Source organism: Vibrio ostreicida (genome assembly GCF_013074385.2).
Taxonomy (GTDB): Bacteria; Pseudomonadota; Gammaproteobacteria; order Enterobacterales; family Vibrionaceae; genus Vibrio; species Vibrio ostreicida.
Genome location: NZ_JABEYA020000003.1, coordinates 1 through 26,001, shown reverse-complemented (window position 1 = coordinate 26,001; position 26,001 = coordinate 1). Strand labels below are relative to the sequence as shown.

At 45.6% G+C, this 26,001-nt stretch carries 17 protein-coding genes and 1 pseudogene; 8 read left to right on the top strand and 10 right to left on the bottom strand.

Annotated elements, in window-relative coordinates:
* Positions 1-105 precede the first annotated feature (105 nt).
* Together HLM86_RS07095 and HLM86_RS07090 are read right to left on the bottom strand one after the other, a co-directional pair.
* The gene (locus HLM86_RS07095; protein ID WP_076588171.1) at positions 106-651 is read right to left on the bottom strand and encodes a GNAT family N-acetyltransferase; all 546 of its coding nucleotides are present in this window, start codon (positions 649-651) and stop codon (positions 106-108) included.
* A gap of 371 nt (positions 652-1,022) precedes the next feature.
* Positions 1,023-1,667, bottom strand: coding sequence for a DUF2057 family protein (locus HLM86_RS07090; protein ID WP_076588167.1), 645 nt, complete (start codon positions 1,665-1,667; stop codon positions 1,023-1,025).
* A gap of 426 nt (positions 1,668-2,093) precedes the next feature.
* Between HLM86_RS07090 and HLM86_RS07085 the strand changes: the two genes are divergently transcribed.
* On the top strand, positions 2,094-3,491 hold the full coding sequence (locus HLM86_RS07085) for a tryptophanase (protein ID WP_076588165.1): 1,398 nt from the start codon (positions 2,094-2,096) through the stop codon (positions 3,489-3,491).
* A gap of 388 nt (positions 3,492-3,879) precedes the next feature.
* Positions 3,880-6,417 (top strand): glycosyl hydrolase family 18 protein, encoded by a 2,538-nt coding sequence (locus HLM86_RS07080; protein ID WP_170882487.1) that lies wholly within the window; start codon positions 3,880-3,882, stop codon positions 6,415-6,417.
* A gap of 46 nt (positions 6,418-6,463) precedes the next feature.
* Here HLM86_RS07080 and HLM86_RS07075 read toward each other — a convergent pair whose 3' ends face one another.
* The 4 genes from HLM86_RS07075 to HLM86_RS07060 are packed head-to-tail and all read right to left on the bottom strand — an operon-like array spanning position 6,464 to position 12,607.
* Positions 6,464-8,578, bottom strand: coding sequence for a type I secretion system permease/ATPase (locus HLM86_RS07075; RefSeq protein ID WP_076588163.1), 2,115 nt, complete (start codon positions 8,576-8,578; stop codon positions 6,464-6,466).
* An 11-nt stretch (positions 8,579-8,589) separates the two neighbouring features.
* Positions 8,590-10,500 (bottom strand): bifunctional diguanylate cyclase/phosphodiesterase, encoded by a 1,911-nt coding sequence (locus HLM86_RS07070; protein ID WP_170882486.1) that lies wholly within the window; start codon positions 10,498-10,500, stop codon positions 8,590-8,592.
* 5 nt (positions 10,501-10,505) lie between these two features.
* The gene (locus HLM86_RS07065; protein ID WP_170882485.1) at positions 10,506-11,168 is read right to left on the bottom strand and encodes a transglutaminase-like cysteine peptidase; all 663 of its coding nucleotides are present in this window, start codon (positions 11,166-11,168) and stop codon (positions 10,506-10,508) included.
* A gap of 47 nt (positions 11,169-11,215) precedes the next feature.
* Positions 11,216-12,607 carry an HlyD family type I secretion periplasmic adaptor subunit gene (locus HLM86_RS07060; protein ID WP_170882484.1) on the bottom strand — a complete coding sequence of 464 codons (1,392 nt, stop codon included), beginning with the start codon at positions 12,605-12,607 and terminating at the stop codon, positions 11,216-11,218.
* Between the two features lie 276 nt (positions 12,608-12,883).
* On the opposite strand from HLM86_RS07060, the gene pdxH reads away from it, so the two are divergent.
* A complete protein-coding gene (gene pdxH / locus HLM86_RS07055; protein WP_170882483.1) occupies positions 12,884-13,519 on the top strand; it encodes a pyridoxamine 5'-phosphate oxidase in 636 nt (211 codons plus the stop codon).
* A 69-nt stretch (positions 13,520-13,588) separates the two neighbouring features.
* Here pdxH and HLM86_RS07050 read toward each other — a convergent pair whose 3' ends face one another.
* Together HLM86_RS07050 and HLM86_RS07045 are read right to left on the bottom strand one after the other, a co-directional pair.
* Positions 13,589-15,418 carry an SUMF1/EgtB/PvdO family nonheme iron enzyme gene (locus HLM86_RS07050; protein ID WP_076588153.1) on the bottom strand — a complete coding sequence of 610 codons (1,830 nt, stop codon included), beginning with the start codon at positions 15,416-15,418 and terminating at the stop codon, positions 13,589-13,591.
* 146 nt (positions 15,419-15,564) lie between these two features.
* Entirely contained in the window at positions 15,565-16,674 is a 1,110-nt protein-coding gene (locus tag HLM86_RS07045; RefSeq protein ID WP_076588151.1) for a PEGA domain-containing protein, read from the bottom strand.
* 423 nt (positions 16,675-17,097) lie between these two features.
* Here HLM86_RS07045 and HLM86_RS07040 point away from each other — a divergent pair, with 423 nt between their 5' ends.
* From HLM86_RS07040 to HLM86_RS07020, 5 genes are all read left to right on the top strand, one after another.
* Positions 17,098-17,913, top strand: a complete 816-nt coding sequence (locus HLM86_RS07040) for an AraC family transcriptional regulator (protein WP_076588149.1) — start codon at positions 17,098-17,100, stop codon at positions 17,911-17,913.
* A gap of 189 nt (positions 17,914-18,102) precedes the next feature.
* Positions 18,103-21,222, top strand: a complete 3,120-nt coding sequence (putA, locus tag HLM86_RS07035) for a bifunctional proline dehydrogenase/L-glutamate gamma-semialdehyde dehydrogenase PutA (protein WP_170882482.1) — start codon at positions 18,103-18,105, stop codon at positions 21,220-21,222.
* 24 nt (positions 21,223-21,246) lie between these two features.
* The gene (locus HLM86_RS07030) at positions 21,247-21,945 is read left to right on the top strand and encodes a 1-pyrroline-5-carboxylate dehydrogenase (RefSeq protein ID WP_076588145.1); all 699 of its coding nucleotides are present in this window, start codon (positions 21,247-21,249) and stop codon (positions 21,943-21,945) included.
* 76 nt (positions 21,946-22,021) lie between these two features.
* Positions 22,022-23,509: a sodium/proline symporter PutP gene (gene putP, locus HLM86_RS07025; RefSeq protein ID WP_170882481.1), complete on the top strand. Its 1,488-nt coding sequence runs from the start codon at positions 22,022-22,024 to the stop codon at positions 23,507-23,509.
* A gap of 478 nt (positions 23,510-23,987) precedes the next feature.
* A complete protein-coding gene (locus tag HLM86_RS07020; RefSeq protein WP_076588142.1) occupies positions 23,988-24,464 on the top strand; it encodes an Lrp/AsnC family transcriptional regulator in 477 nt (158 codons plus the stop codon).
* Between the two features lie 66 nt (positions 24,465-24,530).
* On the opposite strand, the gene HLM86_RS07015 is transcribed toward HLM86_RS07020, so the two are convergent.
* A complete protein-coding gene (locus HLM86_RS07015; protein ID WP_170882480.1) occupies positions 24,531-25,244 on the bottom strand; it encodes a DUF445 domain-containing protein in 714 nt (237 codons plus the stop codon).
* Between the two features lie 342 nt (positions 25,245-25,586).
* Positions 25,587-26,001, bottom strand: a pseudogene (locus tag HLM86_RS07010) (transposase); the annotation flags it as partial.

The window sequence follows — 26,001 nt, the reverse complement described above, 5'->3', positions numbered from 1 at the left end:
CTTTGTCCGTAAAGTCAGAATCCTATCATCAAGGTAGAAAAATTACTAAGCCAACAAGACAGATTTGTGCAGAGACTAGCTTTCAAATATGTCCTATCGCTTTTCCTATTCTCTTGGTGAATGGCTACGATGAATAGCATAAATGGCGTGAGCTAAAATTCGGTCACCCACTTTCTCTGAATTGGTGATGATCCCTTCTAGATTCATACCGACTCTCTCAGCGACCTTCCTGCTGGGCCAGTTATCTTCTGCGGCATGTAATTCCACTTTCTCCATACCATGTTGATAAAAGGCAATATCAATTAATTTGTGGACTACACGAGTAACGATCCCTTTGTTTTGCTGGTCTTGAGAAAGCCAGTAGCCCAATTGGACAGTCTTGGTTTCTTGGCATATCGAATTAAAACTGCAATTGCCAACAATGTCGTCGTTATACAAAATGGCGCAAGTCATACCAGTACCTTCGGCATAATCATTTAAAGCACTTTTGATAAACGAGCGAAAGTCTTGCTCTGACTGGCAGTGTGGAGGCCAAGCAAGCCATTGGGATAAATACTCGGTTTGTTTCAGCACAAGTTCGGCATAAATCTCGGCAAACGACTCTTGAACAAGTGCCAGTTTAATGTCTGAATCAATAGAGAGAGTAAACATAAGTCATTAAATAAAGTGAGTTTATATTTTAACCTATCAAATTTTGTGAAGCGTTGCTATAACCTTTTGTTATTAATACTATTTAGCAGATATTCGGCATTTTCTGAGCGGTTGTATTGATTGTTTTTGTGAGGCGGGAAGCGCATTAGGTGTAAAAAGGAAGCTTTCTGGGACTTGGCTATCGTTGAGGCGTTGCGCATGATTTGGTGGTCGACAAAGTGGCCCTTTTTACCGCTGATAAGCTGCTCGCAAACGGATTGCCTCTCTCGAAGGCTATGCTTTATCGACTCAGTTTTTGTTGTTGAGAGGAATATGCTCACAATGACTGAGGAGCGGAAGGCGCCAGCGGCTAAAGCACTGGCGGCCATGACCTACTGATTTTCCAACAAAAATTGTTTAAACCGAGCTTGAGTGTCTACATCGGCTTTGTTGTACCAGAAATACAGCATTTCTTCTGCAGTTGAGTCAGCGTTGATTGGTTGGGCACTCGTTTGTGTCGATGGCAGAGAGGCCGAAAAAGCCGTAGGTGTGATGGCTGCAATGCCTCCTTGCCGGTTATAATCAACAATTTCTTGTTTGAAGTCTCGGCCAACTTGCATCCCGTGCTTGATCAGTGTGTCTTGGGCTACTGTTATTTGTGCCCCGTTTGCGTTGACGATTTTCCAGTCTAAGTTTTGAATCTGTTTTTCGCCTTGGTGGTGGTTGCGATATTTGGGCATAGAGAAATTTAATCGAGTGTCAGTCGCTCTAAATTTTGCCACGATCGGGTCGCTTTCCAGAATAACCCGATCATTGCCCTGATTAAAATAAGGTTGGTATCGAAATAAAATTTGGTTTTCGCCATCGGGGAGGGTGAGAGTTTTATTTGCTGAAAAAAAACCGCCCTCTAACTTTGGTTTCGTGCCATTGGCGACCAGTACGTCGACCGTCTCTGGTACCGTAATCGTGACGTCAGCGGCGGCCATGCCACTGAAGGTGAAGGCGGCAATGGTGAAAAGTGTGTTTCTCATCTTCATGGTTGAATCCGTTTTGTCTCGTTGATACTTACTCTGCCTAGCGGGCTCAGATATTGCAATTGCATGAATGTCAAAGTGATAAGATTTCACGGAAACTTAACCTTTTCTGCTGATAAAGCACTAATCAATGTGTGCTTGAGGGCGTACTTTGGTGGAAGGTCATTTATAAAAGTCTTTGTTCGATCACGGCGCAATGAATAATGTCTCACTATCTTTATGGTGTAATCCGTCAATAGTAAGGATCAAAAGATGCACTTTCGATTGCATAAAGACAGTCGCTTTGTGATGTCGTTTTGGTACAACATCGATTTTTGTCTTTCCCTATTGAGCAAAGTTTCATTCCCACTCTAATCTCCTCTGGTGCTCTCGTACCCATCTATATCTAAGCATTCCTTATCCCATTTAGTGATCCAATAGGAAAAAAGTATGAAACGAATTCCGGAACCTTTTCGTATAAAAATGGTTGAGCCAATTAAAGTCACCACGTTTGAAGAGCGACTTAGTGCTCTGGAACAAGCTGGCCTTAATCCCTTCCTACTTAAAAGTGATGATGTCTATATTGATCTGCTCACGGATTCAGGGACAGGAGCAATGAGTGACCATCAATGGGCAGGTCTTATGATGGGCGACGAGTCTTACGCAGGAAGTCGTAATTACTATCATTTGTGCGAAGCAGTCGAGTATTTTTTTGGGTATGAACTCACGGTTCCAGTTCATCAAGGGCGTGGAGCAGAACAGATATTGTTCCCTGCTTTGATAGACAGGATGCGTGCGATACGAGGAGGAACGGAGCCTGTTTTTATTTCCAACTATCATTTTGACACGACAGCAGGTCATATTGAACTTAATGGTGGTAAAGCCATTAATGTCCTTGAACCGCGTGCTTTTGATACCCGGACGCCATACGATTGGAAAGGCAATTTTGATTTAGAAAAGCTTAATTCAACGATTGAGGCATATGGCCCAAACAATATCTGCGCCATTATTACCACTGTCACTTGCAACAGTTGCGGTGGGCAGCCTGTTTCTATGGAAAACATGCGCATGGTTTACAAGATAGCGACCCAAAATGATATTCCGGTCGTCATTGACTCAGCTCGCTACTGTGAGAATGCCTATTTTATAAAGCATCGTGAAAGTGGTTATCAAGATAAATCCATCCATGAGATCATCCGTGAAATGTATCAGTACGGAGATATGTTGACCATGTCTGCAAAGAAAGACCCGATGGTGAATATTGGAGGTTTGTGTTGTATTCGAGATCATGAAGAATTGTTTCAGGCGGTCCGCACTCGTTGCGTGCCAATGGAAGGTTTTGTCACTTATGGTGGAATGGCGGGGCGGGATATGGAAGCATTGGCCAGAGGGCTTTATGAAGGCGCTGACGAGGACTTCCTTCATTATAGAATTAGTCAGGTCCAATATCTGGGCGAGAGATTGATGGACGCGGGGATCCCGATTCAGTCACCGACTGGCGGGCATGCTGTTTTTGTTGATGCAGCTAAAATATTGCCTCACATCCCTCCTGAACAATTTCCTGCTCAGGTCTTGTGTAACGCGCTGTATCTTGAAGCGGGCGTTCGAGCGGTAGAGATAGGTTCGTTGTTGCTAGGCAGAGATCCAAAAAGCGGTGCCCAAAAGCCCTCTGAACTCGAATTAATGCGGTTAACCATCCCACGGCGAGTCTATACCAATGATCATATGGACTATATCGCGGATGCGATTATCTCACTGAAGCAGAAAGCTCATCAGCTAAAGGGGTTGGTGTTGGACTACGAGCCGCCTGTTTTACGTCATTTTACAGCACGATTTAAATCTAAATAAGTACGGTTTAGCGCTCACCTCTCCCCATTTAGGGGTGAGTGTATTGTTCTTCATTGATGTCCATCTCTACTCTTTTGCTCTGTTTCGTCACTTCCAACTCTAAGTTGGACCAACAAGTTTAATTTTTTTTAAATATGCGAGCAATTCATCGCTATGAGTGAAAACAGTAACCAATATGCACTTAATTTCTTATTTTGCCTCGTAAATAAACGCTATTTTTTTTGATGAAAAAAAAGTTTCTCGAATACTTAAGAAAGGTCATCACCTTGCATATAAAGAACAAGTGGATGCCGATCTCGGTGAGCTGGTTGGTGAATGTTTTGTGATAGAAGGTTTAGGACCAGTGATTCGTTATCGGGTAAATGCACAATCAACGAGAGAAATAGGTATGAAGCGTATAACTTTGTCTACCATGAGTATGGTTCTAGCGTGGTCCGGGCACACGATAGCGGCTCCGGCAGCCCCGAGCATTGATGTTTACGGCTCCAACAATCTCCAGTTTTCAAAAATCGAATTGGCGATGGAAACCACCTCGGGTTATAACCAGATGGTCAAGTATTTCGATGAAGCGAATATCACTATTCAATTCAATCAATGGAGTGGCACAACCGGTGACACTTATAACGTTTATTTTGATGGGGCTCAGGTGGCATCAGGGCCCATCACCAGCAACCAGACCTCGGCGAGTTTTACTTATCCCAACGGAGGTCGCTATCAATTGACGGTTGAGGCTTGTGATGCAACAGGTTGTTCTGCTAGTGCCCCCACACAAATCGTTGTGGCTGATACGGATGGTTCACACTTACCACCTCTGACCATGAATATTGATCCTAACAACAATAGTTACGACACCGATCCGAGTATCGTGGTCGGGGCTTACTTCGTCGAATGGGGCATTTATGGTCGCGATTTTACCGTCGATAATATCCCTGCGGATAACTTGACTCATATTCTCTACGGATTTATCCCAATTTGCGGGCCAAATGAATCTCTTAAATCCGTTGGGGGAAATAGCTACAATGCCCTAATGAAAGCTTGTAATGGGGTGTCCGATTATGAGGTCGTGATTCACGATCCTTGGGCCGCCTTCCAGAAGAGTTTTGATCAGGCAGATCATGAATACAGTTCGCCTATTAAAGGTAACTACGCCATGCTTATGGCACTCAAACAGCGTAATCCCGATCTAAAAATTATCCCCTCGATTGGTGGGTGGACGCTCTCTGACCCCTTTTTCGATTTTACCACCAAAGTCAATCGTGACACGTTTGTTGCGTCTGTCGAACGTTTTTTGACAACATGGAAATTCTACGATGGGGTTGATATCGATTGGGAGTTTCCCGGAGGGGGTGGCGCGGCGCCTGATCTGGGTGACCCCATGCTTGATGGCCCTGCGTATGTGGCGCTGATGCGCGAGTTGAGAGTCATGCTGGATGGACTTGAGCAACAGACTGGCCGCACTTACGAACTGACTTCTGCGATCGGTGTCGGTTACGACAAGATTGAGGACGTGAATTATGCAGATGCCGTTCAGTATATGGACTACATCTTTGCCATGACCTACGACTTTTATGGTGGCTGGAATAACGTTCCTGGGCATCAAACGGCGCTCTATTGCGGCACGTTTATGCGGCCTGGCCAATGTGATGGCTCAGGCACTGACGCCGATGGTAAACCCTATGAAGGCCCTGCATATACAACGGACAACGGTATTCAGCTTTTACTCGAACAGGGGGTGCCTGCGAACAAACTCGTGCTCGGCACCGCCATGTATGGACGGGGTTGGGAAGGGGTGGCACCAGACACACTGACCGATCCTAATGATCCGATGACGGGGACAGCGACAGGCAAACTCAAAGGCAGCAACTCTCAGGGCGTATGGGAAGAGGGTGTGATTGATTACAAAGGCGTTAAAGCTTATATGCTTGGGCCTGATCATACGGGGACCAATGGATTCGAATACGGTTATGATGTTCAGGCAGAAGCACCATGGGTCTGGAATCGCTCCACCGGCGAATTGATCACTTTTGATGACCCTCGTTCTGTGAAAGTGAAAGGGGCCTATGCGCGTAGTTTGGGGCTCGCTGGCTTGTTCTCGTGGGAAATTGACGCCGACAATGGGGATATTCTTAATGCTATGCATGAAGGTCTAGCGAATGGTTTACCGTCCAACAAAGCGCCGACAGCGTCCGCTGGCGCTGATATTGTCGTGATAGGTCCGACATCAGTTGTTCTTCAAGGAGGAGAATCCCAAGATTCAGACGGCACTATTGTTAACTATCGTTGGGAGCAGCTCTTTGGGATGGCGGTTGAGCTCACTGATGTCAATACTGCTCAGGCTGGTTTTGATATTGCGGAGGTGCTTCAGACAGAAACCTTGCAGTTCAAGTTAACCGTCACGGACAATGACGGTGCGTTGGCATCAGATACAGTGTTGGTGACGATTGATCCTGTTGATTCTGGACCTGAGAATCGCGCTCCAGTGGCTAAGATTAACGCGCCTGCTACCGCGAACGGTGGGGACATGGTTGTGGTCGATGCCTCCCTATCTAGCGATGCAGACAACGATGTACTGAGCTTTGGTTGGGATCTTCCAACGGGTGTGGATGCGACCATTGATGGGGACATAGTGAGGTTTATGGCGCCAGAAACTCCGGAGGATATGAGCTTATCATTTACGGTGACGGTCAGTGACGGGCAAACTGCTTCATCCGCCTCGACGTCGATTGTTATCACCAAAACGGGCTCAGGAGATGGGGTCTGTGATAACCTTTGGAAGGCTTCGACCGCTTACAATGGCGGAACGCAGGTCGCTTGGAAAGAGCGTATTTGGGAAGCGAAATGGTGGACACAAGGGGATGATCCAGAGTTATCTGGCCAGTGGGGAGCTTGGAAAGACATAGGGCCTGCTGATTGTTCAACCCAATAACCGCAAACGCTAACGCCGCTCTAGGACTAGAGCGGCATTTTGTTGGTTAACTTACCGCTCGCACTTTGCCTTGCTTGAGACTATTTAGTACTTCGTTTTTAGGCCCGTCAGCAATGATACCGCCTTTTTCCATCACAATGACTCTATCAACGACATCCAACATCGATGTTTTATGCGTGATCAGAATCAGAGTTTCTTCTGATTTCAGTTGGGCCAGTTGTTGTTTAATGTGCATCTCTGAGCGGTTATCCATTGCGCTGGTTGGCTCATCCATTAATAAAACAGGGGGGCGTCCAAGTAAGGCCCTTGCAATAGTAACAGCTTGGCGTTGGCCACCTGAGAGTAATAACCCGCCTTCACCAACCTGACGTTCTAGACCGGCGGGGTCTTGCTGGGTAAAGACAGTCACACCCGATCGATTGGCGGCGTTCATGACATCTCTGTCGTCAGCTAAGGGGCGACCCAATGTAATATTGTCGCGTATGGAACCATAAAAAAGTTGGCTGTCCTGAGGTACGCAACCAATGTTGCGCCTGATATCGATATGGTGGAGCTGCTTGATATCCGTATCATCAATACGAACATGGCCTTCGGTGGGCTGGTACAAACCGAGAATAAGACGTTCAAGAGTGGTTTTACCAGAGCCTATACGGCCGATGATCGCCACTTTTTCACCAGGGTTAATGGTCATACTCAGGTCCCGTATTGAAGCCATGGGAGAGTCCGGATAGTGGAATGTGACTTTGTCTAATTCGATTTTTCCATGAATGATTGGACGGTGAATGTAGCGCTTGCCTTCTTCCTGTTCATCAGGCATTGCCATTACTTGTTCGATAATTGTCATCGAAGATTTGGCCTGATTATATCGAGTCGAGAGTAAGGATAACTGAACCATGGGACCGATGGCTCGGCCGCTAAGCATGGTGGCTGCGATGAGCCCCCCCATTGTCAGATCCCCTTCCGCGATCAGATACACGCCGAGAATGATCATTCCGATATTTGAGGCTTGTTGAACAAAACCTGCTGTATTCTGGATACCATCGGTAATACGGCGGCTTTTAATATTCCAATTCGCCATGTGAGCAACCGCTTCTTCCCAACGGAATTGGAACTGACTTTGGGCGCCAAATAGCTTGACGGTTTCCAACCCTGAAATACTTTCAATCAGATTGGCGTACTTTTGGGAGGCCAAACGAGAGCCTTCCTCAATCGCTCGGCGCAAAGGTCCTTGTATCAAGGCAGAATATATGACGAGTATAAGCACACCGATGATAGGTACTAGGACTAAATTACCAGCCATGAGCCAGATAAGAAGCAAGAATAGCAGCGCAAAGGGTAGATCAATCAGAGAGCTTATCGTTGCTGATGTAAAAAACTCTCGAATCGACTCAAACTCTTGAAGGTGGCGTGCAAAGGCTCCGACAGAGGGCGGCTTAGATTCCATCCGAATACCGAGCACTTTACTGAAGAGTTTTGATGAAATCAGAATGTCTGACTTTTTCCCCGCGACGTCGATGAAATAACTGCGTAAGAGCTTGAGCGATAAATCAAACAGAAAGACAACAAAAATGCCACTGGCTAATACCCAAAGCGTTTCAAAAGCTAAGTTAGGCACGACTTTATCATAGACAAGGCGTGTAAACATGGGGGCAGCAATAGCAAATAAATTGATTAAAATCGACGCAATTAAGACATCTCGATAGATGTGTTTAGATTGCCAAATCGTGCTCCAGAACCAATGACCATCGCGGGTTTTGAGCACCTCTGGTGAACGCTCGTCATAGCGAAACTGTTTTTTGACCAAAAAGTAACGGCCAGTATAGAGTTCTTCTAGTTCGCCAAGTGGGGTGGCAATCGGCACCAAACCTGACTCGCCGGTCACAATTTCGGCCTCTTGCTCTTCACGGTTAATCTTATTCAGTACGCACGCATCCCCACTTTTCAGCAGCAGGACGACGGGCAGGACTAGTTCAGAAATATCACTTAGGTCAGAGCGATTTTCTTTGGCGACCAACCCAGCTCGCTCAGCGGCACGCGGGAAAAGAAATGGCGTGAGTTTACCATCGGTCAATGGCAAACCATTGATCAGAGCTTCTGGAGAGTTAGCCAACCCGAAATAGCGGCTGACGTAAATCAGTGAGTTTAGTAAAGGATCCTGCATCTATAACCTTTCTACTTATCGACAATAAAACCCTGAAACACATCAATAAAGTGCTCAGAAAGAAAATCGAGCTGAGTTTGTGTTTCAACGCGTGATGCAATGGTCTTGATTCCAAGATTATGTGCGGCGCGGGAGATCGAGGTGAGTGTAAATCTTTGTTTTTCGTCATCCAGATGGTGTGTATATAAATAATCCAGCTTAACGTAAGTGGGGCGAAATTCATTAAGATAGTCCAAAGACTGAAAATTACGTCCGTAGTTGTCGACACCAAAATCAGCCCCTGAATTGCGTACGGCATGGCAGAAAAGCGCTGTATGGTGCGGGGTATTGATAAAACAGGTTTCGGGTATTTCAAAGTGCAGTTGTGCCGCGACTGATTTGTGCTTGTTCAGCAACTGAGTGATCCAACGGATGAAACTCGGTTGGGCAATACTGCTTTGTGAAATGTTAATCGCAACCGGTTCAGTAAATTCACCGTGATCCAAACGTTTGACCATCGCATTGATGACGTATTCGTCAAATAAGTGGCTGGCATTGAGTTGCTCGAGTGCGAAAAGGTATTGGTTCGCGCTAAAGCGTTCTCCATCCTTTTCAATTGCAGAAAAGACTTCACGGTGGAAAGTATCGCCCTGACTGGTATTGGCTGCTTGAAAACGGAACTGGAACCAATCATTGCTGATGGCTTCTTCAACCAGATTTCTCCATTGCTGTTTGCCCATCAAGTTGTCAGAATTATTTGCAGTTGCATAGCCGTAGAAAAGTTCAGGGTCGGATTTTGCGTTAGCAAGCGCGTTGTCGAGCATCGTCAACATTTCCGTCGGGCTTTTGGGCGATTCGTTATAGACCACACCTAACGAAAAGTTGGAAGTGGCCATCCCTGTTGGGTCTGCATTGATGTCTTGTACGTAAGTGACGATGCTTGCCGCGATCACTTTGAGATCGTTCTCGTCGACGTTAGGGAGAATGAAGCCAAATTCACCGGATGAAATTCGTGCCAAGGTTGTATCAGATGTTGTTAGGGACACTTTGAGATGATTCGCCAGCTCACGCACCATACCGTCACCAGCTTCGTAACCTTTTTCTTCGTAGAGCTCACGAATGAAATTCGCTTCTAGAATTGCTACGCCACCAAAGCCACCTTCCCCGAGCCAAGAATTTAATTGGCTCATGTAATAGGCTCGATTGCCTAACCCTGATACTGGGTCAATATACGCGCGTTCCCGCAGTTGCTGCGCTTCTTTGGCCTGATCTTTGAAGGCCTCTTCGACTTGAGCCGACATGCTATTGATACCGTCAACTACGTAGATCAAATCTCTGGTTGTCGGCCTAGGTAATGGCTCACCAAACTGATTGCGTGCCACTTGTTCCATCTTTTCAACGATAAGTTCTAACGGGCGGAGTGAGCGTTTAAGAATAAAGGCAATCGCGAGCAAGCCAATAAAGAAAATGATACCGAACGCAATGAGTAAACGTTCGAAAGCCTTCCATAACTGGATGTAGGCATCGCCTGTGTCGCTGATAATCTCGATTTCAGCTAACTGCATCCAACCACTTGTTACGACCCTACGATCGTGAATTTTGGTAAATAAATTGAGGGTCATGAACCACTCTGGCACCGCTGATGATTTGACTGGATAAGAGCGGACAATTTCTTCGCCACTATCTAGGAAAATCAAGCGGACAATGGAGTAACTGCTGCCATCAAAAAGCGCGTTAATGACAGATTCAACCGCCACATTGTCCTTCTTTTCTAAGTAGGGGGCTAAGGCAAGACCAACAGTGTTGATGGTATTATTTACCTCAGAGCGCTGCTGTTGCACTAAATTATTGCGCGTGGTATTGAATTCGATGATGAAGACCGAAATCATCAACATCAAAAATACAGCAATCATTCCCGCGACAAGCTGTTTATATAAAGTCATATTGCCTACTCATCGTAATTCACTTTAGGTTTATTCAATTTAAGAGATTTTTCTCTGGCTCGAAGGTCATTCCATAGACTGAGTCTGGATGATTTTCCTGCGAGTTGCCCTTGTTTTGATTTCATTAGCCAAAGGTTTTTACCATTAAAGCTATAGATCGGTAGTAAATCCCTGCGTTTGGAGGCTTTTTTAATTTCAGAATCAATATTATCCAATAGTATCGGTTCGGCACTGGGTGTTGAGTAATAGGCAAGCACCATATGAAACTGATTAAGGGTGATGGATTTAACATAAACCAAGCGCAGTTTTTTATCTGAGACCCCCAATTCAAGCAGCGAAAAGTACTTGGCAATGGTAAAGTCCTCACAGTCACCTGCATTACTTCCCAAAAATTCCAGTGGTGTCGCCCAGTAGTCCTTTCGTCCCCACAGGTGAATGTCATCAACGAAGTGTAATTGGTTAAAAAAACGATTAACCTCAGTCAGTTGCTGACGTTCGGGTAAACCTTTGAGTTGGCGTATTTCTTTGCGCCATGTCTCAATTCGTTTCCCGGCTCGGTCACCATAGGTATTGCGTACAGCATCAATCCACCTTTGTTCCTGCGTGCTCACGGCCAAAGGTGCTGTTGATGCCAAGATAAGAAGTAAAGCCATGAGCCCATACTTCATACAACTAGTTACCTACAACCATTGCTAATAAATTCGTGACATGATGTCTATTCCTTGAGGGCATTATCTTTTGCTCCCAAAATGGGTTTGAGTAAATATTCCATCACTGTACGCTTGCCCGTAATAATATCTACCGAAGCCGTCATTCCGGGAATGATGGGTAAAGACTGGTCATTGTTGAGGCTGGTTTCTTTGGTACGTACTCTAACAAGGTAGAAGCTGTTGCCTTCTTCATCGGTTGTCGTGTCTGCGCTAATTAGCTCAAGGTTTCCCTCCAGCCCACCGTATTTAGTGAAATCGTAGGCGCTAAACTTCACAATAGCTGGCAACTCAGGCCGTAGAAACGCGATATCCTGTGGTGCAATCTTGGCCTCCACAAGCAGCGTATCTTCGCTGGGGACAATCTCGACGATATCCATACCGGGTTGAATGACGCCTCCAACCGTATTGATATTGAGAGTTTTGACCGTGCCAGCGACGGGGGATGTTACCACCGTGCGATTGACTCTATCTTCAAGGCCGACAGTGGATTCAGTCATAGACGAAAGCCTATCTTGCGCTTCGTTGAGTTTCTCTTGCTGTTCTGAACGGAATTTTTGGGCGACGTCAATTCGGCTCAGCATCGCTTCTCTGATGGCTGAGCGCAGTACCGGGGCTTTAAGTTCACTGGACGTCATTTCACGCCGAGTGTCATTGACCTGACGCTGTAGCTTTAACAGCTCAATTTTAGGGACAACGCCTTCGTCGGCCAGCGGTTGGGTAATTTCGAGCTCTTTTAGCGCGAAATTATAGCTTTCGCGCAGGTTGTCGATTCGCGCTTCTATTTCTATGAGGTCTTGTTGTTTTTGTTTCACTTGCTGATTAATCACTGAGACCTGATTGCGTAAATTGTTCAGGTCCTGACGATACTCAGCTCTCTGACGTTTCACCAGCTTAGGCTGGCCTTGTTGCAGCCAATCAGGGAAAGTGAGCTTACTAAAATCGAGGATAACACCCGTTTGCCAGTCTTTGTCTGAGAAGTTCTCATTGATGGTTACGCTGCTGATGGAGGCGGACAATTGTTCAACACTGGCCGTGAGGTTGGCGACTTGTTGCTCTCGCTCACGAAAATCTGAACGAAAAAGGGTATCGTCAATGAGAAGGAGTTGTTGGCCTTTGTGGACGGTTTGGCCTTCTCGGACAAGGATCTCTTTTACCAGACCCCCTTCTAAATTCTGCACGACTTGAATTTGAGAGGAAGGCACAACTTTTCCTTGCCCCACTGTGATTTTGTCGATCTGAGCCCATGATGCCCAAAGACCAGCGATGACAAAAAACATCACCATGACCCAAAGCATGATACGAGCACTATTGGGAGTGTTGAGTAAAAGCGCTGCGGTTTGATCGTCCACATAATCGAGCTCGTGCTCAGAGAGCTTATTATAATTGCTTTGACTCATTAAAAAATCCTTGTGACGTCAGTCAATGGCATTGATTCTATTATCCCAAAAAAGAAATGTTAAGCAGTTACTATCAGAATGCTACTTTTTATCAGTTTTGCAGATTAATTACCGTGTTTAAGTGAGTACTTTGTGCCAATTACCCATAAGTATATACAAATATTTGGCTCAAAAATGGTAAATAACAGGGAATTAGACGACATCGGTGCATCTAATGTGGGCTTGAGTTCTTTTCGATATGAGCGCACAATCATCAAAAATTGTTGAGGAGACAAGATGGAACTTGAAGATATTCGCCGTGAATACAGCCAAGGTGGTTTACGCAGAAAAGACCTCAGGGCCAGCCCTATTGATCAGTTTAACGTGTGGCTACAGCAAGCCATTGACGCTAAGCTTCTCGACCCGACGGCTATGACTGTAGCGACTGTCGATGCCAATGGGCAGCCTTTTCAGAGAATTGTGTTATTAAAACACCTCGATGAGCAAGGGTTTGTATTTTTCACCAACTTGGGCAGTCGTAAAGCTCAACATATTCAAGATAATGCCAAGGTTAGCCTGCACTTTCCGTGGCATTCTCTAGAGCGTCAGGTGCACATTACAGGGGTCGCGGAAAAACTATCGGTAGCAGAAAACATCAAATATTTTTCTTCACGACCCAAAGAAAGTCAGCTGGCGGCCATTGCGAGTAAGCAAAGCAGCCGTATTTCTGCCCGCGGTGTACTGGAAGGTAAATTTTTGGAACTGAAGCAAAAATTTGCTCAAGGCGAAGTGCCCGTACCGAGCTTTTGGGGAGGGTTCTGTATCAAACCTGAGAGTATGGAGTTTTGGCAGGGCGGGGATAACCGGCTGCATGATAGATTTTTGTTTTCCAAAGCAGACAGTGATTGGCAGATCGATCGATTGGCGCCCTAAGCAGGAAGACAAATAGATAAAGAATAGGCCGTGATAAGCGGCCTATTTTTTTATCGGTGTCGTGCGCTGTTAATTAATATCGCGGACGACACGAAAGCCGGCATAGTTGGCCGCTGAAGCGTTGGAAAGCGATAGCTGTTGGTGAGCTGCCGCCATGTCAGGGGAGAAGTTCCATGCCCCTCCTTTTAAGAGGCCACGCGCATCACTGGTCCATTGCCAGACATTACCCACCGCATCGTAAATGCCCAGTCGGTTTGGTTTAAAGGCATTGACTGGGGACGTACTGTGGTTTGACCAATTTGATCCTCCCCAACCCGTATTGGCGTGATTGGGAACAAACGTATCACCCCACCAGTAATTCGATTCAGAACCAGCTCGGGCAGCGATTTCCCACTCATCTTCATTGGGTAACCGATAACGATGTCCCGATTTTTTGCTTAGCCAATTTGTATACGCCTTGGCATCATTGAGACTCACACAAACGACCGGCGAATTTGCCGATTGTTTAAAGCCTGGGTTTCTCCAATAGCCTTTCGAGATGGGTGTCACTTCGCCTTTTATAATGGCATTACAGGTATTGGTCAGCTCTGCATCAGTCTGATAATTGGTCGTGTCGACAAACGATTTGAACTGTCCGACCGTGATAGGGGTAACCCCAATACCAAGTGGATGTTTGAGGCGCATTTGTTTTGACCCGTGCTGACCAAGGATATACTGACCAGCCAGAATTGTGGATAGCTCTGGGCCTTGGATGCCTGACCCAAGCGAATCGGCAAACTTATCGCCCTCTTTTAGAGTGTTGGCTTTCTCTATCAACTCTGCACGTAAGTTCTGATCTTTTTTGACCGAGATTTGACGATGAAATGAGCGATACCCCTCTTTTTCAACGGTAATCATATGCTGGCCGACGGGTAACATAATATCGAGCGGTGTGCTGCCATAAGACACGCCATTTATCGCCACTCTGTCGTCATAAATATTTGAACGAATAGTGAGGGTGACCCAAGCGACTTCTTTGTCACTAACGAGTGACGCCTGTTCCGTTGAATCTTCGGGTTCGAAACAATATTTTTTATTGAGACCGAGTAGAGTACAAGCAGCGCTTTGCGTCGGGCGAGCTTGCATTTCTACGTCCATCACACTGCGATAGCGGCTACCATCATAAAAGCCTGAGTCCGTGACTTTGGAGCGTAATACATGGATGTTAAAGGACACCTTACTGGCGTGGATCTGGATAACTTGTGGTTCACTTGTGGTCGATATTAACTCAGCTTGAAACTGTTTAACCGCTTTTTGTAGGTTAAGATCACGAGTTTGACGATCACACTGGGCAATGGTCATGTGTGGTTGACAGCGATTGGTAAAGCTAACCGATAGTGAGTGAGGTTGAGCTAACTGGTGTTGAAGTCGTTCAGCACGAGCTCTTAGCTTGTTTGAATCAAGATCTTCAATGTTTTGGCCTATGGAATCGACTTCGTTGTTTTGTAAATCTAATCGATACTTAGATTCTTGCAACTGTTGTTCTTCCGATAAGCGTTGTTTCTGATTTTGTTTAACGCTTGACCAAGCATCCTGATACGCTTTTTGTGACGCGGCTAGATCGATTTCGGGATCTTCAAGCATCTTTGCATAGTCACTTTCTAGCTGCTTTTTAGCCTGAGTCAATGCTTGATCTAAAGACTTAGCCAGCTTGTTGAGTTCGGCGACGGACTGTTGCCGAGTCTCAAACTGCGCTTGTTTTTCGTCTCTGTTTTGAGTCGCCGCTTTTAGCTGTTCATATTTATCAAAAAGTTGCTCATCAATCTCGACTATCGGGTCGCGAGTATTCTGAGCCGCGATACCTAAAGAGATAAAGCAAGGTGATAAAGCCAGAAGCAACGTTGGTAAACCAGTTCGCATTATCTAATTCTACAATTCTTTGTGACTAATAGGGAATTCAAAACCAGAACGCCATTTTGTCTTAAGTTATAAAGCAATAACTTACGACATAATGGCGTCTAAGGTCAATTTTGTACCGCGCTTATCTCTCTAAAAAGAGAAGCGTGTTAAATCTCTGAGTCAGGTCGTAGCTTCACCCAAACGGTATCGTTGCCATTGACAGCAATGGTTCGGTTGTAAGTTTGATAGCCATCTTTAGACACAGTAAATTGATGCTTGCCTCGCGGTAACACGACTTCAACTGGTGTACTGCCATAGTTTACACCATTGATCGTTACGCGATCTTCGTACTGATCGGAGCGGATAGTAATATTCGCCCAAACTTTCTGGGTTTGCGTCTCATTTTTCTTCACTACTTCTGCGCCATTCAGACAGTAACGAGAAGAAACATTCAAGAGCTTACATGCCGCTGAGGCTTCTGGACGTGCCTGAAGCTGAGCTTGCATTTCAGTGTAGTAGTTGTTGTTGCCTTCAAAGCCTGAACGAATGATCTGGCTTTCTTGGACAAAGACGTTTAATTGAACACCCTTTAGATTTTGTTTGGCGACGTTTGCTTCTGTCAGGCCATCAAGAAGTTGAGTTTTAAAGGTGTTGACTGCGCGCTGCTTGGTTAGATACTTACCCTGATTGGTACATTCGCCCAATGTCATTGTTGCAGAACAGGTGGTTTTGAACGCCGTATTGAGCACATCACTTTCGCGAAGCTCCGCGTCGAGCCGCTTCACGCGAGCTTCAACTTTCTGCTCTTTCAGGTAAGATAATTCTGAGTTAATTCTAGAGCGTTTTTGCTTTACTTGAGACAAGCGCATTTCCTGTTCAGTAATGCTTTGCTCTTGCTCTAAAATCTGACTTTGGTTCTTTTTTACAGAAGACCAAGCTTGCTGATACTCTTGCTGGAATGACATCAGATCAACATCAGGGTCATCCAAAAGGCGGTTGTACTGTTTGTCCAACGCGGACTTAGCACGATTACGCTTTGCATTGAGTTCTTGCTCTTCACGCTGGTACTTAGTCAGTTCCACCCTTAACTGTTGTAAGCGCTCAGACTCTTGATCAAAGTCGGCGCCAAGCGTTTGAAGCTCGCTCTGTTTATTCTCTAATTTTTCATCGATCGTTGTGACAGGATCGGCAGCCGATGCCGTTTCCGCAAAAACCGAAGTTGTTACCCATATAGGGCTTAGCGCAAGCAAGAGCGCTGGGATGCGACGTGTTATCATATTTCCCTGCAACAATTAACGTTTCATTTTACCAACGTAAAAACCAAAAAAGACAAACTTTTGACAGTCCATGTACCCCTGTCTTTCTCAAGCTTCCTTTTATCCTAGCATCTTTCTTTTTAACAATAATCAGATTATTCGACTTTTATACACGCAAAACTTGTATGCTACCTATCATTTTGAGTTGATTGGGGAAATATGCAAGTGAAGATTGACCATCTGCAAAGATAAAAGTGTCTAGAAGTGACATACACCGTAATTTATGTGCACTTGATCATTCTTCCGAAGCGTATAAAAGTATGTTTTTTGACCGCTCAATCAGACGGAATCAACTCATTTGCATATCAACTAATAAATTTCTGATCGGATAGGATTTAGTATACCATGCGAGGTTAGTCCCCTTCCTGATCTCGTTACTTTGCTATGTCCTCATCAAAGTCTACACCATTGATTGGTGAAAATGCCAAACTTTTGTCACCCAAACCCGCAGAGCTCGTGACCTTACCTTCTTATATGGAATGCCATGATCATAGTTATACGCAAATCGTTATTGGTCTAAAAGGACAGGCTGAATTTGAAGTGAGTGGCTTTGGGAGTGTGGTTGGTCCGGGTCAAGGGTGTGTTGTGACGTCTGGCTCTGGGCATGCGTTTGGCGGCGTGGTCGGGCAATCGGATATTTTGGTGCTGAATATGCCGGTGTCGTCGAGTGATGATGCGCTGATGCTCCAAAAACTCAATGAATTGAAGCAGCAAGATACGTATTTCCAACTCAATGGACAGATTCAAAAACTGATTCAAATGCTGGTGACCGAAATGCAATCGAACCCCGAAGATTTGCTCTTGAGTCGCGCGTGCAATGATACGGTGGTGGCTTTGCTTCAGCGTCATATGTCGGCGTTTGCGACGGCTCGGAAAGACTCGCGCTTCGATCTTGAGTTGATTGATCGCTACATTGAACGGCATTTGAGCCAAAAAATATCAGTTGCTCAACTCGCTGGTAGTGTGTTTTTAGGCGAGAGCCAGTTTCACAGCTTGTTTAAGCAGCAAATGGGGATTACGCCCCATCAATATGTCTTGGGTAAGCGTATTGATATGGCGAGGCTATTGATTGAAAAAGGCGAGCTGTCTCTGGGACAGGTGGCAGAACTGAGTGGTTTTTCGGGCCAGAGTACGTTTACTCATACCTTTTCTCGCCTTCAGGGTATTTCGCCTTCTCAGTATAAGAAACGATTTGGTTAAATAAGATTTAAACTACCAAAGAATATTTTGCTTAATTTGATGTGACTGTGTGTTTATTTTGTTAATAATCAGAGTTTTTGGCAAAAAACTCGGAGTTTTTGACAAGTAATCCTCCCGCACTCAAAATACACTGCAATCCATTGTAGGAATCCTGATGAAATTATCAGGGCTGAGATTGAGGGAAAACGCATGTTTACAGCAACAGACGTGTTAAATGCCGAGTTTGTTGAGCAGCCGCTTGAAACACTCTGGTCACTGATCTCGCCACTTTACATGGTGGACGAATCTAAATGGCTTGAACAATTGCTGCCTTTGGCAATATCGACCGAGGCCGAGAAAGCACAAATTACTACCAAGACAACCGAGTTAATTGAAGCGATTCGTTCGGATAAAAAATCTGTACAGATGATCGATGCTCTCTTGCTTGAATACAGTTTGGATACTCAGGAAGGGATTTTGCTGATGTGTCTTGCCGAAGCCTTGATGCGTATTCCTGATTCAGCCACCGCAGATGCGCTGATACGTGATAAGTTGAGTGTCGCGGACTGGAAATCTCACCTCAAAAATTCAGATTCTATTTTTGTTAACGCTTCTACTTGGGGGCTAATGCTGACGGGTAAAGTGGTTGGCCTGTCTGATACTGAATCCCAGAGCGCTTCATCCGCGGTCAATCGGTTAGTGAATAAGATGTCAGAACCCGTCATTCGCAAAGCCATGCATCAGGCGATGAAGGTAATGGGGCACCAGTTTGTTCTCGGTCGCAACATTTCCGAAGCTCAAAAAAATGGCCGCATCATGCGGGACAAGGGTTTCACTTATTCTTATGACATGTTGGGCGAAGCGGCGCTGACGACTGCGGATGCGAATAAGTACTTTAAAGATTACCTTATGGCCATTGAGGCTGTGGGCCGCGATAAATATGGTTTAGAGACGAGCCCAGCACCATCGGTATCAATAAAACTTTCCGCCTTGCACCCTCGTTACGAAGCGGCTAATGAGCAGCGTGTTCTTACCGAATTATATGATACTTTGTTAGAGTTATTGTGTCGTGCTGTTGAATTAGATGTGGCGATCACCATTGATGCAGAAGAAGCGGACCGCCTTGAGCTATCGCTGAAATTGTTTGAGAAAGTATATCGCAGTGATGTGGTGAAAGGGTGGGGGAAATTTGGTTTAGTTATTCAGGCTTACTCGAAACGCGCGCTGCCTGTGTTGGTCTGGGTTAACGCTTTGGCAAAAGCCCAAGGTGACACGATTCCGCTCCGTCTCGTAAAAGGCGCTTATTGGGATAGTGAAATTAAATGGTCTCAGCAAGCTGGTTATGAGAATTACCCTGTCTACACGCGTAAAGAAGCGACTGATGTGGCCTACCTAGCGTGTGCTCGTTTTCTTTTGAGTGAACCGGTTCGCGGTCATATTTTCCCTCAGTTTGCCAGCCATAATGCCCAAACAGTCACGTCTATTGCCGTCATGGCCTCACATAAAGAATTTGAATTTCAGCGTCTGCATGGTATGGGAGATTCGCTGTACAATCATGCGATAAAAGCGTACCAGCAATCCGTGCGGATTTATGCGCCTGTCGGCAGCCACAAAGACCTATTGCCTTATTTGGTTCGTCGTTTGCTAGAAAATGGAGCGAACAGCTCTTTTGTCCATCGCCTGGTGGATGCTCGCTGTCCGGTTGAAACCTTAACTCAACACCCCGTCGATATGCTTCAAGCCTACCCGACGCTTAACAACCTGCAAATACCCTTGCCGCCAAACATATTTCCAGAGCGTTGTAATGCTTATGGCATTAACATTGATATTGCATCTGAAGGACAGCCATTTGAGAAGTTAGTGGCTGGGTTCCTCGATAAGCAGTGGCAGGCTGGGCCTATCATCAATGGGCAAGGGCTCGCTGAAAGCATGATCAAGGAAAGTAACAATGTCGAGATCGTGACGGCACCTTATGATCGACGTATTCAAGTTGGGCAGGTGGCTTTTTCCAACCTTGATCATGTTTCCAAAGCAATCAATGGTGCCGAGCAGGCAGTAGCCGATTGGCAGGCGAAAGGTCATGCTTATCGGGCGCAAAAACTGGATGTTCTGGCTGACGTGATGGAAGACAATCTCGCCGAATTGGTCGCTTTGTGCCATCAGGATGCGGGAAAAACCATCCATGACAGTATTGATGAAGTCCGGGAAGCTGTTGATTTTTGTCGCTACTACGCAAAACAAGTCGACGCTTTGGGTGATGTTAAACTCATTGGGTTTGATGGGTTAACTCGGACTGTTTCGCGACAAGGGCGCGGCGTTTTTGTTTGCATCAGCCCTTGGAACTTCCCATTAGCGATTTTCCTAGGCCAGATTTCTGCGGCCTTGGTCGCGGGTAATACCGTCGTAGCAAAACCGGCAGAACAGACTAGTTTGATTGCCGCTCGGGCGGTCGAGTTAATGATGGAAGTGGGTTTTCCAGCCGGAGTTATTCAATTATTGCCCGGCCGTGGTGCCGAGATCGGTTCAGCCCTGACCTCGCATTCTGCTATTGCAGGTGTTGCCTTTACGGGCTCGACGGCGACGGCGCAGCGGATCAATCAGACTTTGGCACGGAGAGAGGCAGATCCAGTCCCCTTTATTGCTGAGACTGGTGGTCAGAATGCGATGATTGTCGACAGTACCGCCTTACCTGAACAGGTTGTTAGAGATGTAATTCGCTCGGCATTTGCATCTGCTGGCCAGCGATGTAGTGCATTGCGAGTATTATACGTTCAAGAAGACATCGCTGATCGTATTATTACCCTGATACAAGGGGCGATGGATGAATTGACGGTTGGCAAGCCATACTTGCATTCAACCGATGTGGGTCCAGTTATCGATGTGACGGCGAAAAATAAGCTGATGACACATATTGAACGCATGTCGGCAAGTGAGAAAAAAGTTGCCCAGTTGGCGCTTGATGATGAGCATCAGCACGGTGATTTTGTGGCACCAACAGCCTTTGAAATTGATGATATCTCTTGTCTTGATGAGGAACAGTTTGGTCCAATTCTGCATATTGTCCGTTTTAAAGCCCATGAGTTAACCGAAATTGTTGAGCGCATTAATCGCACCGGCTTTGGTTTAACAATGGGTATTCATAGCCGCAACGAAACCACCTATCGCTGGATAGAAAAACATGCTCGGGTTGGTAATTGTTATATCAACCGAGATCAGGTTGGCGCGGTGGTTGGCGTCCAACCATTTGGAGGTCAAGGGTTGTCTGGAACGGGTCCTAAAGCGGGCGGGCCCCATTACTTGTTCCGTTTTACACAAACATTGTTTTCTTAACTGATTGAAGCAGGGAGAGAGATTATGGTTCATCAAGTCACGTGTTTTTCCGATGCTTACTTAGCATGGGAAAATTGGAATTTGACCAGTTTTGACTCAAAAAGTGAGTGTATGCTTACTTTCAACAAGGCCTTAGAAAATCTTAAGCCAGACATGGCTGCTGTCGCCACGTATCATCTAAAACACGGTGAGACATTACTTGCTAAGTCGCATCATATGATTGGGCCGACGGGCGAAACAAATGAATTATATACGGCAGGTCGGGGCGTCGCTTTGGTCATTCATGATTCTAGCGAATCCAACGCACAGTTATCGGTTATTGCACAGATGTCCGCGGCTCTGATTGCAGGTAACAGCGTGATCTTATCGAGCGATGATACATCGTTTAGGCAAGTTGTGGAGCAAGCGTATCAGCAGTCATCTTTGCCGATGAATCTGATGCAGTTTGCCCCATTGGAAGCCTATCATCAGCTTGTCGAACTGGATGTTCGAAGTGTTGCTTATGTCGGCAGTGAAAACATGGAGCGGGCAATTAACCGACAGATCGCCAAGCGTTCGGGAGCGATTGTTGGGCTTATTTCAGAAACGGACATGGCGGCGATACCAGTCGCGCATGATCCACACTTAGTACTTCGCTTTATCACGGAGCGGACGAGAACAATAAATATAACAGCAGTGGGCGGCAATGCGACCTTGCTAGAACTGGGAAGTGAAGCTCACTAATCCTTGGCCATGTGCCCTTACCGGCTATTGGTGGGGGCTGTGAATCAAGGGTATCTTTTATTATGAGGACAGACACATGGAAAATAGCTTTGCTATTACGACCACGTTTATTGCGTATCTGATTATGATGCTTGCAATAGGCGTTATTGCTTACCAACGAACGAAAAACTCAACGGATTATTTCCTCGGCGGCCGTTCACTTGGGCCTTGGCCTGCGGCACTTTCTGCCGGCGCATCCGACATGAGTGGCTGGTTGCTACTCGGCCTACCAGGCTACGCTTATGCCGCGGGTATTGAAGCATTTTGGTTAGCTGGGGGTTTATTAGCGGGTACATGGTTGAACTGGCTTATCTGTGCAAAACGCTTAAGGACGTACAGTATTACGACTAATGCACTGACGTTACCTGAGTTTTTGTCACGTAGGTTCAATGATAATTCAAAAATGATTCAGTTCATCTCAGCCTTTTTTATTCTGTTGTTTTTCCTTTTCTACACCAGTTCAGGCTTGGTCGCAGGCGGAAAATTGTTTGAGACCGTCTTCGGTCTTGATTACACCATTGCGGTGATTATTGGTACTGTCTGTGTGGTGTCATATACGCTATTTGGCGGTTTTCTTGCCGTCTCGTGGACAGATCTTGTTCAGGGTTTACTGATGTCGGCGGCCTTGCTGGTTGTTCCTATCGCTGCAATGGAAGGGGGGGTAGGACAATTAAGTCATGATTTGACCGCCATCAACCCTGAGTTATTAACGCTTTGGAATGACGCCAAAGGTCAACCTTTATCCGCCATTGCCATCATTTCTTTGGTTGCATGGGGATTGGGTTATTTTGGGCAGCCTCATATCCTTGCGCGATTTAAAGCGTCTCGGAGCAATAAAGACCTGACGACTGCGCGCCGTATTGCAGTGATCTGGACTGCTTTATCTATGGTTGGTGCGCTGCTGGTTGGTCTTGTTGGACTGATATACGTGAATAACACTGGCTTGTCGATTGACGATGGTGAAAAGATCTTTATGTTACTTGTGAACGCGATCTTCCATCCTGTTGTCGCGGGTGTTCTTCTTGCCGCTATTCTTGCGGCAATTATGAGTACAGCGGATTCTCAATTGTTGGTCTCCTCTTCAGCATTGGCTGAGGATTTCTACAAGCAACTCGTTAAAAGAGATGCCAGTTCAGATGAGGTGGTGTTTATCGGGCGTATTGCAGTTATTGCGATTTCAATTATTGCACTGCTTCTCGCACTGAAACCGGACAGCTCAGTCTTGGGTCTTGTCTCGTATGCTTGGGCTGGATTCGGTGCTGCGTTTGGACCGGCAATTATTCTGAGTCTGTATTGGTCACGCATGAACCGCTATGGCGCGTTAGCCGGTATTATTGTCGGTGGCATCACTATTGTTGTCTGGAAGCAACTATCGGGTGGCTGGTTTGATGTTTATGAGATCGTTCCTGGTGTAATTTCTTCTACTTTGGTGATCGTCATAGTCAGTCTGATGACCGATGAGCCGGATGCGTCAGTGAAAGCGCAGCATGTTAAATTTCAGCAACAACTCAAAGAACTTGATTAAGGGTTACCTTTTTTAGCAAAGCCCCAAAATTGGGGCTTTTTTATACTCAAACACTAAATTGTGATTTTTATCACAAATTTTAAACAAAATCTTAAGCGTAAGGAACCAATTGCTTGCTACTGTGTCCATTGTCAATATTGATGCCGTAAACGGAGAAGGATTCATGCCACAAGTGTATTGCTGTTGCTGCCAAAAAGTGACGTTTCACAAGGTTGTGATGAAACGGTGTCCGCAAAAAAGCGAGTCTATAATGAAAGGCTTGGTGTGTTTCTTTGCTACTCTAGTTCAGGGGGCGCACTATGTGAAAATGGAAAAGCAGACATTTTGCCGGACTTGTAACACTCAGTCCAAGTGGGTCAAGCCGCGACGTTTACCCAACGTGAAAACGGCCTAGTCTGAATTGTTCTGATAAATTTTCGCTTTCGCCCGTCCAATTATTTATGATGTATGTTCATTATTCGGCCTGATCAGAAATTAAATGGATTTAGATAGAATCGACCTTGAAATTCTCCGTACTCTTAACCTCAAAGGGCGTCTTCCCGTTGTTGAGCTTGCCAAACACGTTAATTTGACTACGTCCCCTTGTTCAGACCGAGTAAAACGTCTGGAGAGAGAGGGATACATTAAAGGCTATCACGCAGAGTTAAACCCTGAAAAATTGGGGTTGGACGTTCAGGTTTTTATGCATATTCGGCTCGATCAAACCAGCTTTTCGATATTTGAGAAATTTGCCAAAGCGGTCGCAGATATGCCGGAGATTGAAGCCTGCTATTCTCTGTCCGGTGACTTTGACACCATGATAAAAATACGAGTTAAAGACATGAAAGCTTATCAGAATTTTATGTCGAAAAAGTTGGGGACCTTACCTGGCGTCATTCAGACACGCAGCGAGGTGGTTATTGAAGAGCATAAGACGAGCTTTGGTGTTAACGCGGACTTGCTGGGGACATTATAGTTGTATTATTTACAGAGTCGAAAGGGAAGAGCGCTTTCCCTTTCGACCGATGGTTTGAGTCTACTTTTACGAGGCCTGAGTAATAAAGGCTGAAACGATGCCGATCAGCCCGCCAAACACCCCTCCCCAAACAACCAGCCACCCAAGGTGTTCTTTGATCATTTTTTGCACCATTTGTTTGACCAGTTGCGGCGTCAGTTCGTTTAGGCGTTGATCAATGATCGTTTCAATATTGTTCGTGATTTCGTTCATCATTGCAGGAGACTCAAGCTGTTCTTTTAATGCTTGTTTGACTGCTTCACTTTGGCCAATCTTTAACATTGATTGTTGCATTTTTTCAACAAACGGCTCTTTAAGAGGTGCGAGTGCGTCTCGGCCACCAACCATGGCCAACATACCCCCGAAAGAAGAATCAGCAATCACATCGACCAAAGAATCAAACGCGGGATTAAAATCGATTTTCTCAATCAGGGGATCAAGATTGAGTGTTTGATCTCCAGTTATGTCGCTGGTTAAGAATTTTTCGATGTTTTGGGTAGTGAAAAACTGCGCCATCATCAGGTTTTTAATCGCCGCTTTGAATTCTTCAAAACGTGCAGGGATGACTCCTGAGCCGTAAAGGCCGGGAACTTTCTCAAACAACATATGAATTGCCAGCCAGTTAGTGATGGCCCCCGAGAAAGCAAAGACACCTGCGTAAAATACGATTTGATTGTTTAGCTGATAGCCGCCAGCAAGGAGCGTCAGCGCGAATAAATTAGTTAGTAAGCTTTTATTCATTGTTTTAGTGAGGGTTAGAAAAAGTGAATGGTTAAGATTATATAACAATTGCACGATCAGATTGAATATGACTGAATAAAAAATCAGCCGCGTTGCTACCGCCGATTTTTACAGCATTAATGAAGCATTAATGAGGACAGGCACGAAAAAAATGTAGGTGACTCTATACTGTGTCGAGCTGTTTCGATTGCCTATTTTATAAAATTAGAGTTTGTGATATTAGCGTAATGTTGACTGAAGCAAGCCATCTTTAGCGTTTGACAATGACAAAGGACAAGAGTCTTAGATTGATAGGCATATTCATTCCCAGCGTTCGCTGAGAACGAGATTAAAAATGGCACGTTATGTGAGCTGATACCCGTGTATACGCTGCCTGTTCATTATCGGGATGACCGTGGGGAAACACGCTTTCCCTCCCACCAATAAAGCGCGTTTATGTTCTAACTGGGTGCATGCCGTTAACCAAGAGCATGGGCTGATTTTCACTGTTTGGAGCAGTGGTGGTATGGATTGAGGGACGCTTTTTTTGTTCGGCCTCACCTGTCTTCCGGTCCAATCGACCAGCTCAAGGTAGTCGACCAACCGAAAAGGCAGGCCGTCGAGGTTAGTCTGGTCAGCGTGACCAATAAAAGGATGAAGGCAAGGAGCGCTTGGTTGTGGCTGACTTAAGGCTTCAAGCCGCACTTTAATGGAAGTATAGTCACACGCTTGTAACGTATCGCTTAGGCCAGCACGGATAGGATTTAAGTCCGTGTAT

Coding starts and splice junctions, on each gene's coding strand:
- HLM86_RS07095 (WP_076588171.1), bottom strand. CDS start 651: ATGTTTACTCTCTCTATTGATTCAGACATTAAACTGGCACTTGTTCAA.
- HLM86_RS07090 (WP_076588167.1), bottom strand. CDS start 1,667: ATGAAGATGAGAAACACACTTTTCACCATTGCCGCCTTCACCTTCAGT.
- HLM86_RS07085 (WP_076588165.1), top strand. CDS start 2,094: ATGAAACGAATTCCGGAACCTTTTCGTATAAAAATGGTTGAGCCAATT.
- HLM86_RS07080 (WP_170882487.1), top strand. CDS start 3,880: ATGAAGCGTATAACTTTGTCTACCATGAGTATGGTTCTAGCGTGGTCC.
- HLM86_RS07075 (WP_076588163.1), bottom strand. CDS start 8,578: ATGCAGGATCCTTTACTAAACTCACTGATTTACGTCAGCCGCTATTTC.
- HLM86_RS07070 (WP_170882486.1), bottom strand. CDS start 10,500: ATGACTTTATATAAACAGCTTGTCGCGGGAATGATTGCTGTATTTTTG.
- HLM86_RS07065 (WP_170882485.1), bottom strand. CDS start 11,168: ATGAAGTATGGGCTCATGGCTTTACTTCTTATCTTGGCATCAACAGCA.
- HLM86_RS07060 (WP_170882484.1), bottom strand. CDS start 12,607: ATGAGTCAAAGCAATTATAATAAGCTCTCTGAGCACGAGCTCGATTAT.
- pdxH (WP_170882483.1), top strand. CDS start 12,884: ATGGAACTTGAAGATATTCGCCGTGAATACAGCCAAGGTGGTTTACGC.
- HLM86_RS07050 (WP_076588153.1), bottom strand. CDS start 15,418: ATGCGAACTGGTTTACCAACGTTGCTTCTGGCTTTATCACCTTGCTTT.
- HLM86_RS07045 (WP_076588151.1), bottom strand. CDS start 16,674: ATGATAACACGTCGCATCCCAGCGCTCTTGCTTGCGCTAAGCCCTATA.
- HLM86_RS07040 (WP_076588149.1), top strand. CDS start 17,098: ATGTCCTCATCAAAGTCTACACCATTGATTGGTGAAAATGCCAAACTT.
- putA (WP_170882482.1), top strand. CDS start 18,103: ATGTTTACAGCAACAGACGTGTTAAATGCCGAGTTTGTTGAGCAGCCG.
- HLM86_RS07030 (WP_076588145.1), top strand. CDS start 21,247: ATGGTTCATCAAGTCACGTGTTTTTCCGATGCTTACTTAGCATGGGAA.
- putP (WP_170882481.1), top strand. CDS start 22,022: ATGGAAAATAGCTTTGCTATTACGACCACGTTTATTGCGTATCTGATT.
- HLM86_RS07020 (WP_076588142.1), top strand. CDS start 23,988: ATGGATTTAGATAGAATCGACCTTGAAATTCTCCGTACTCTTAACCTC.
- HLM86_RS07015 (WP_170882480.1), bottom strand. CDS start 25,244: ATGAATAAAAGCTTACTAACTAATTTATTCGCGCTGACGCTCCTTGCT.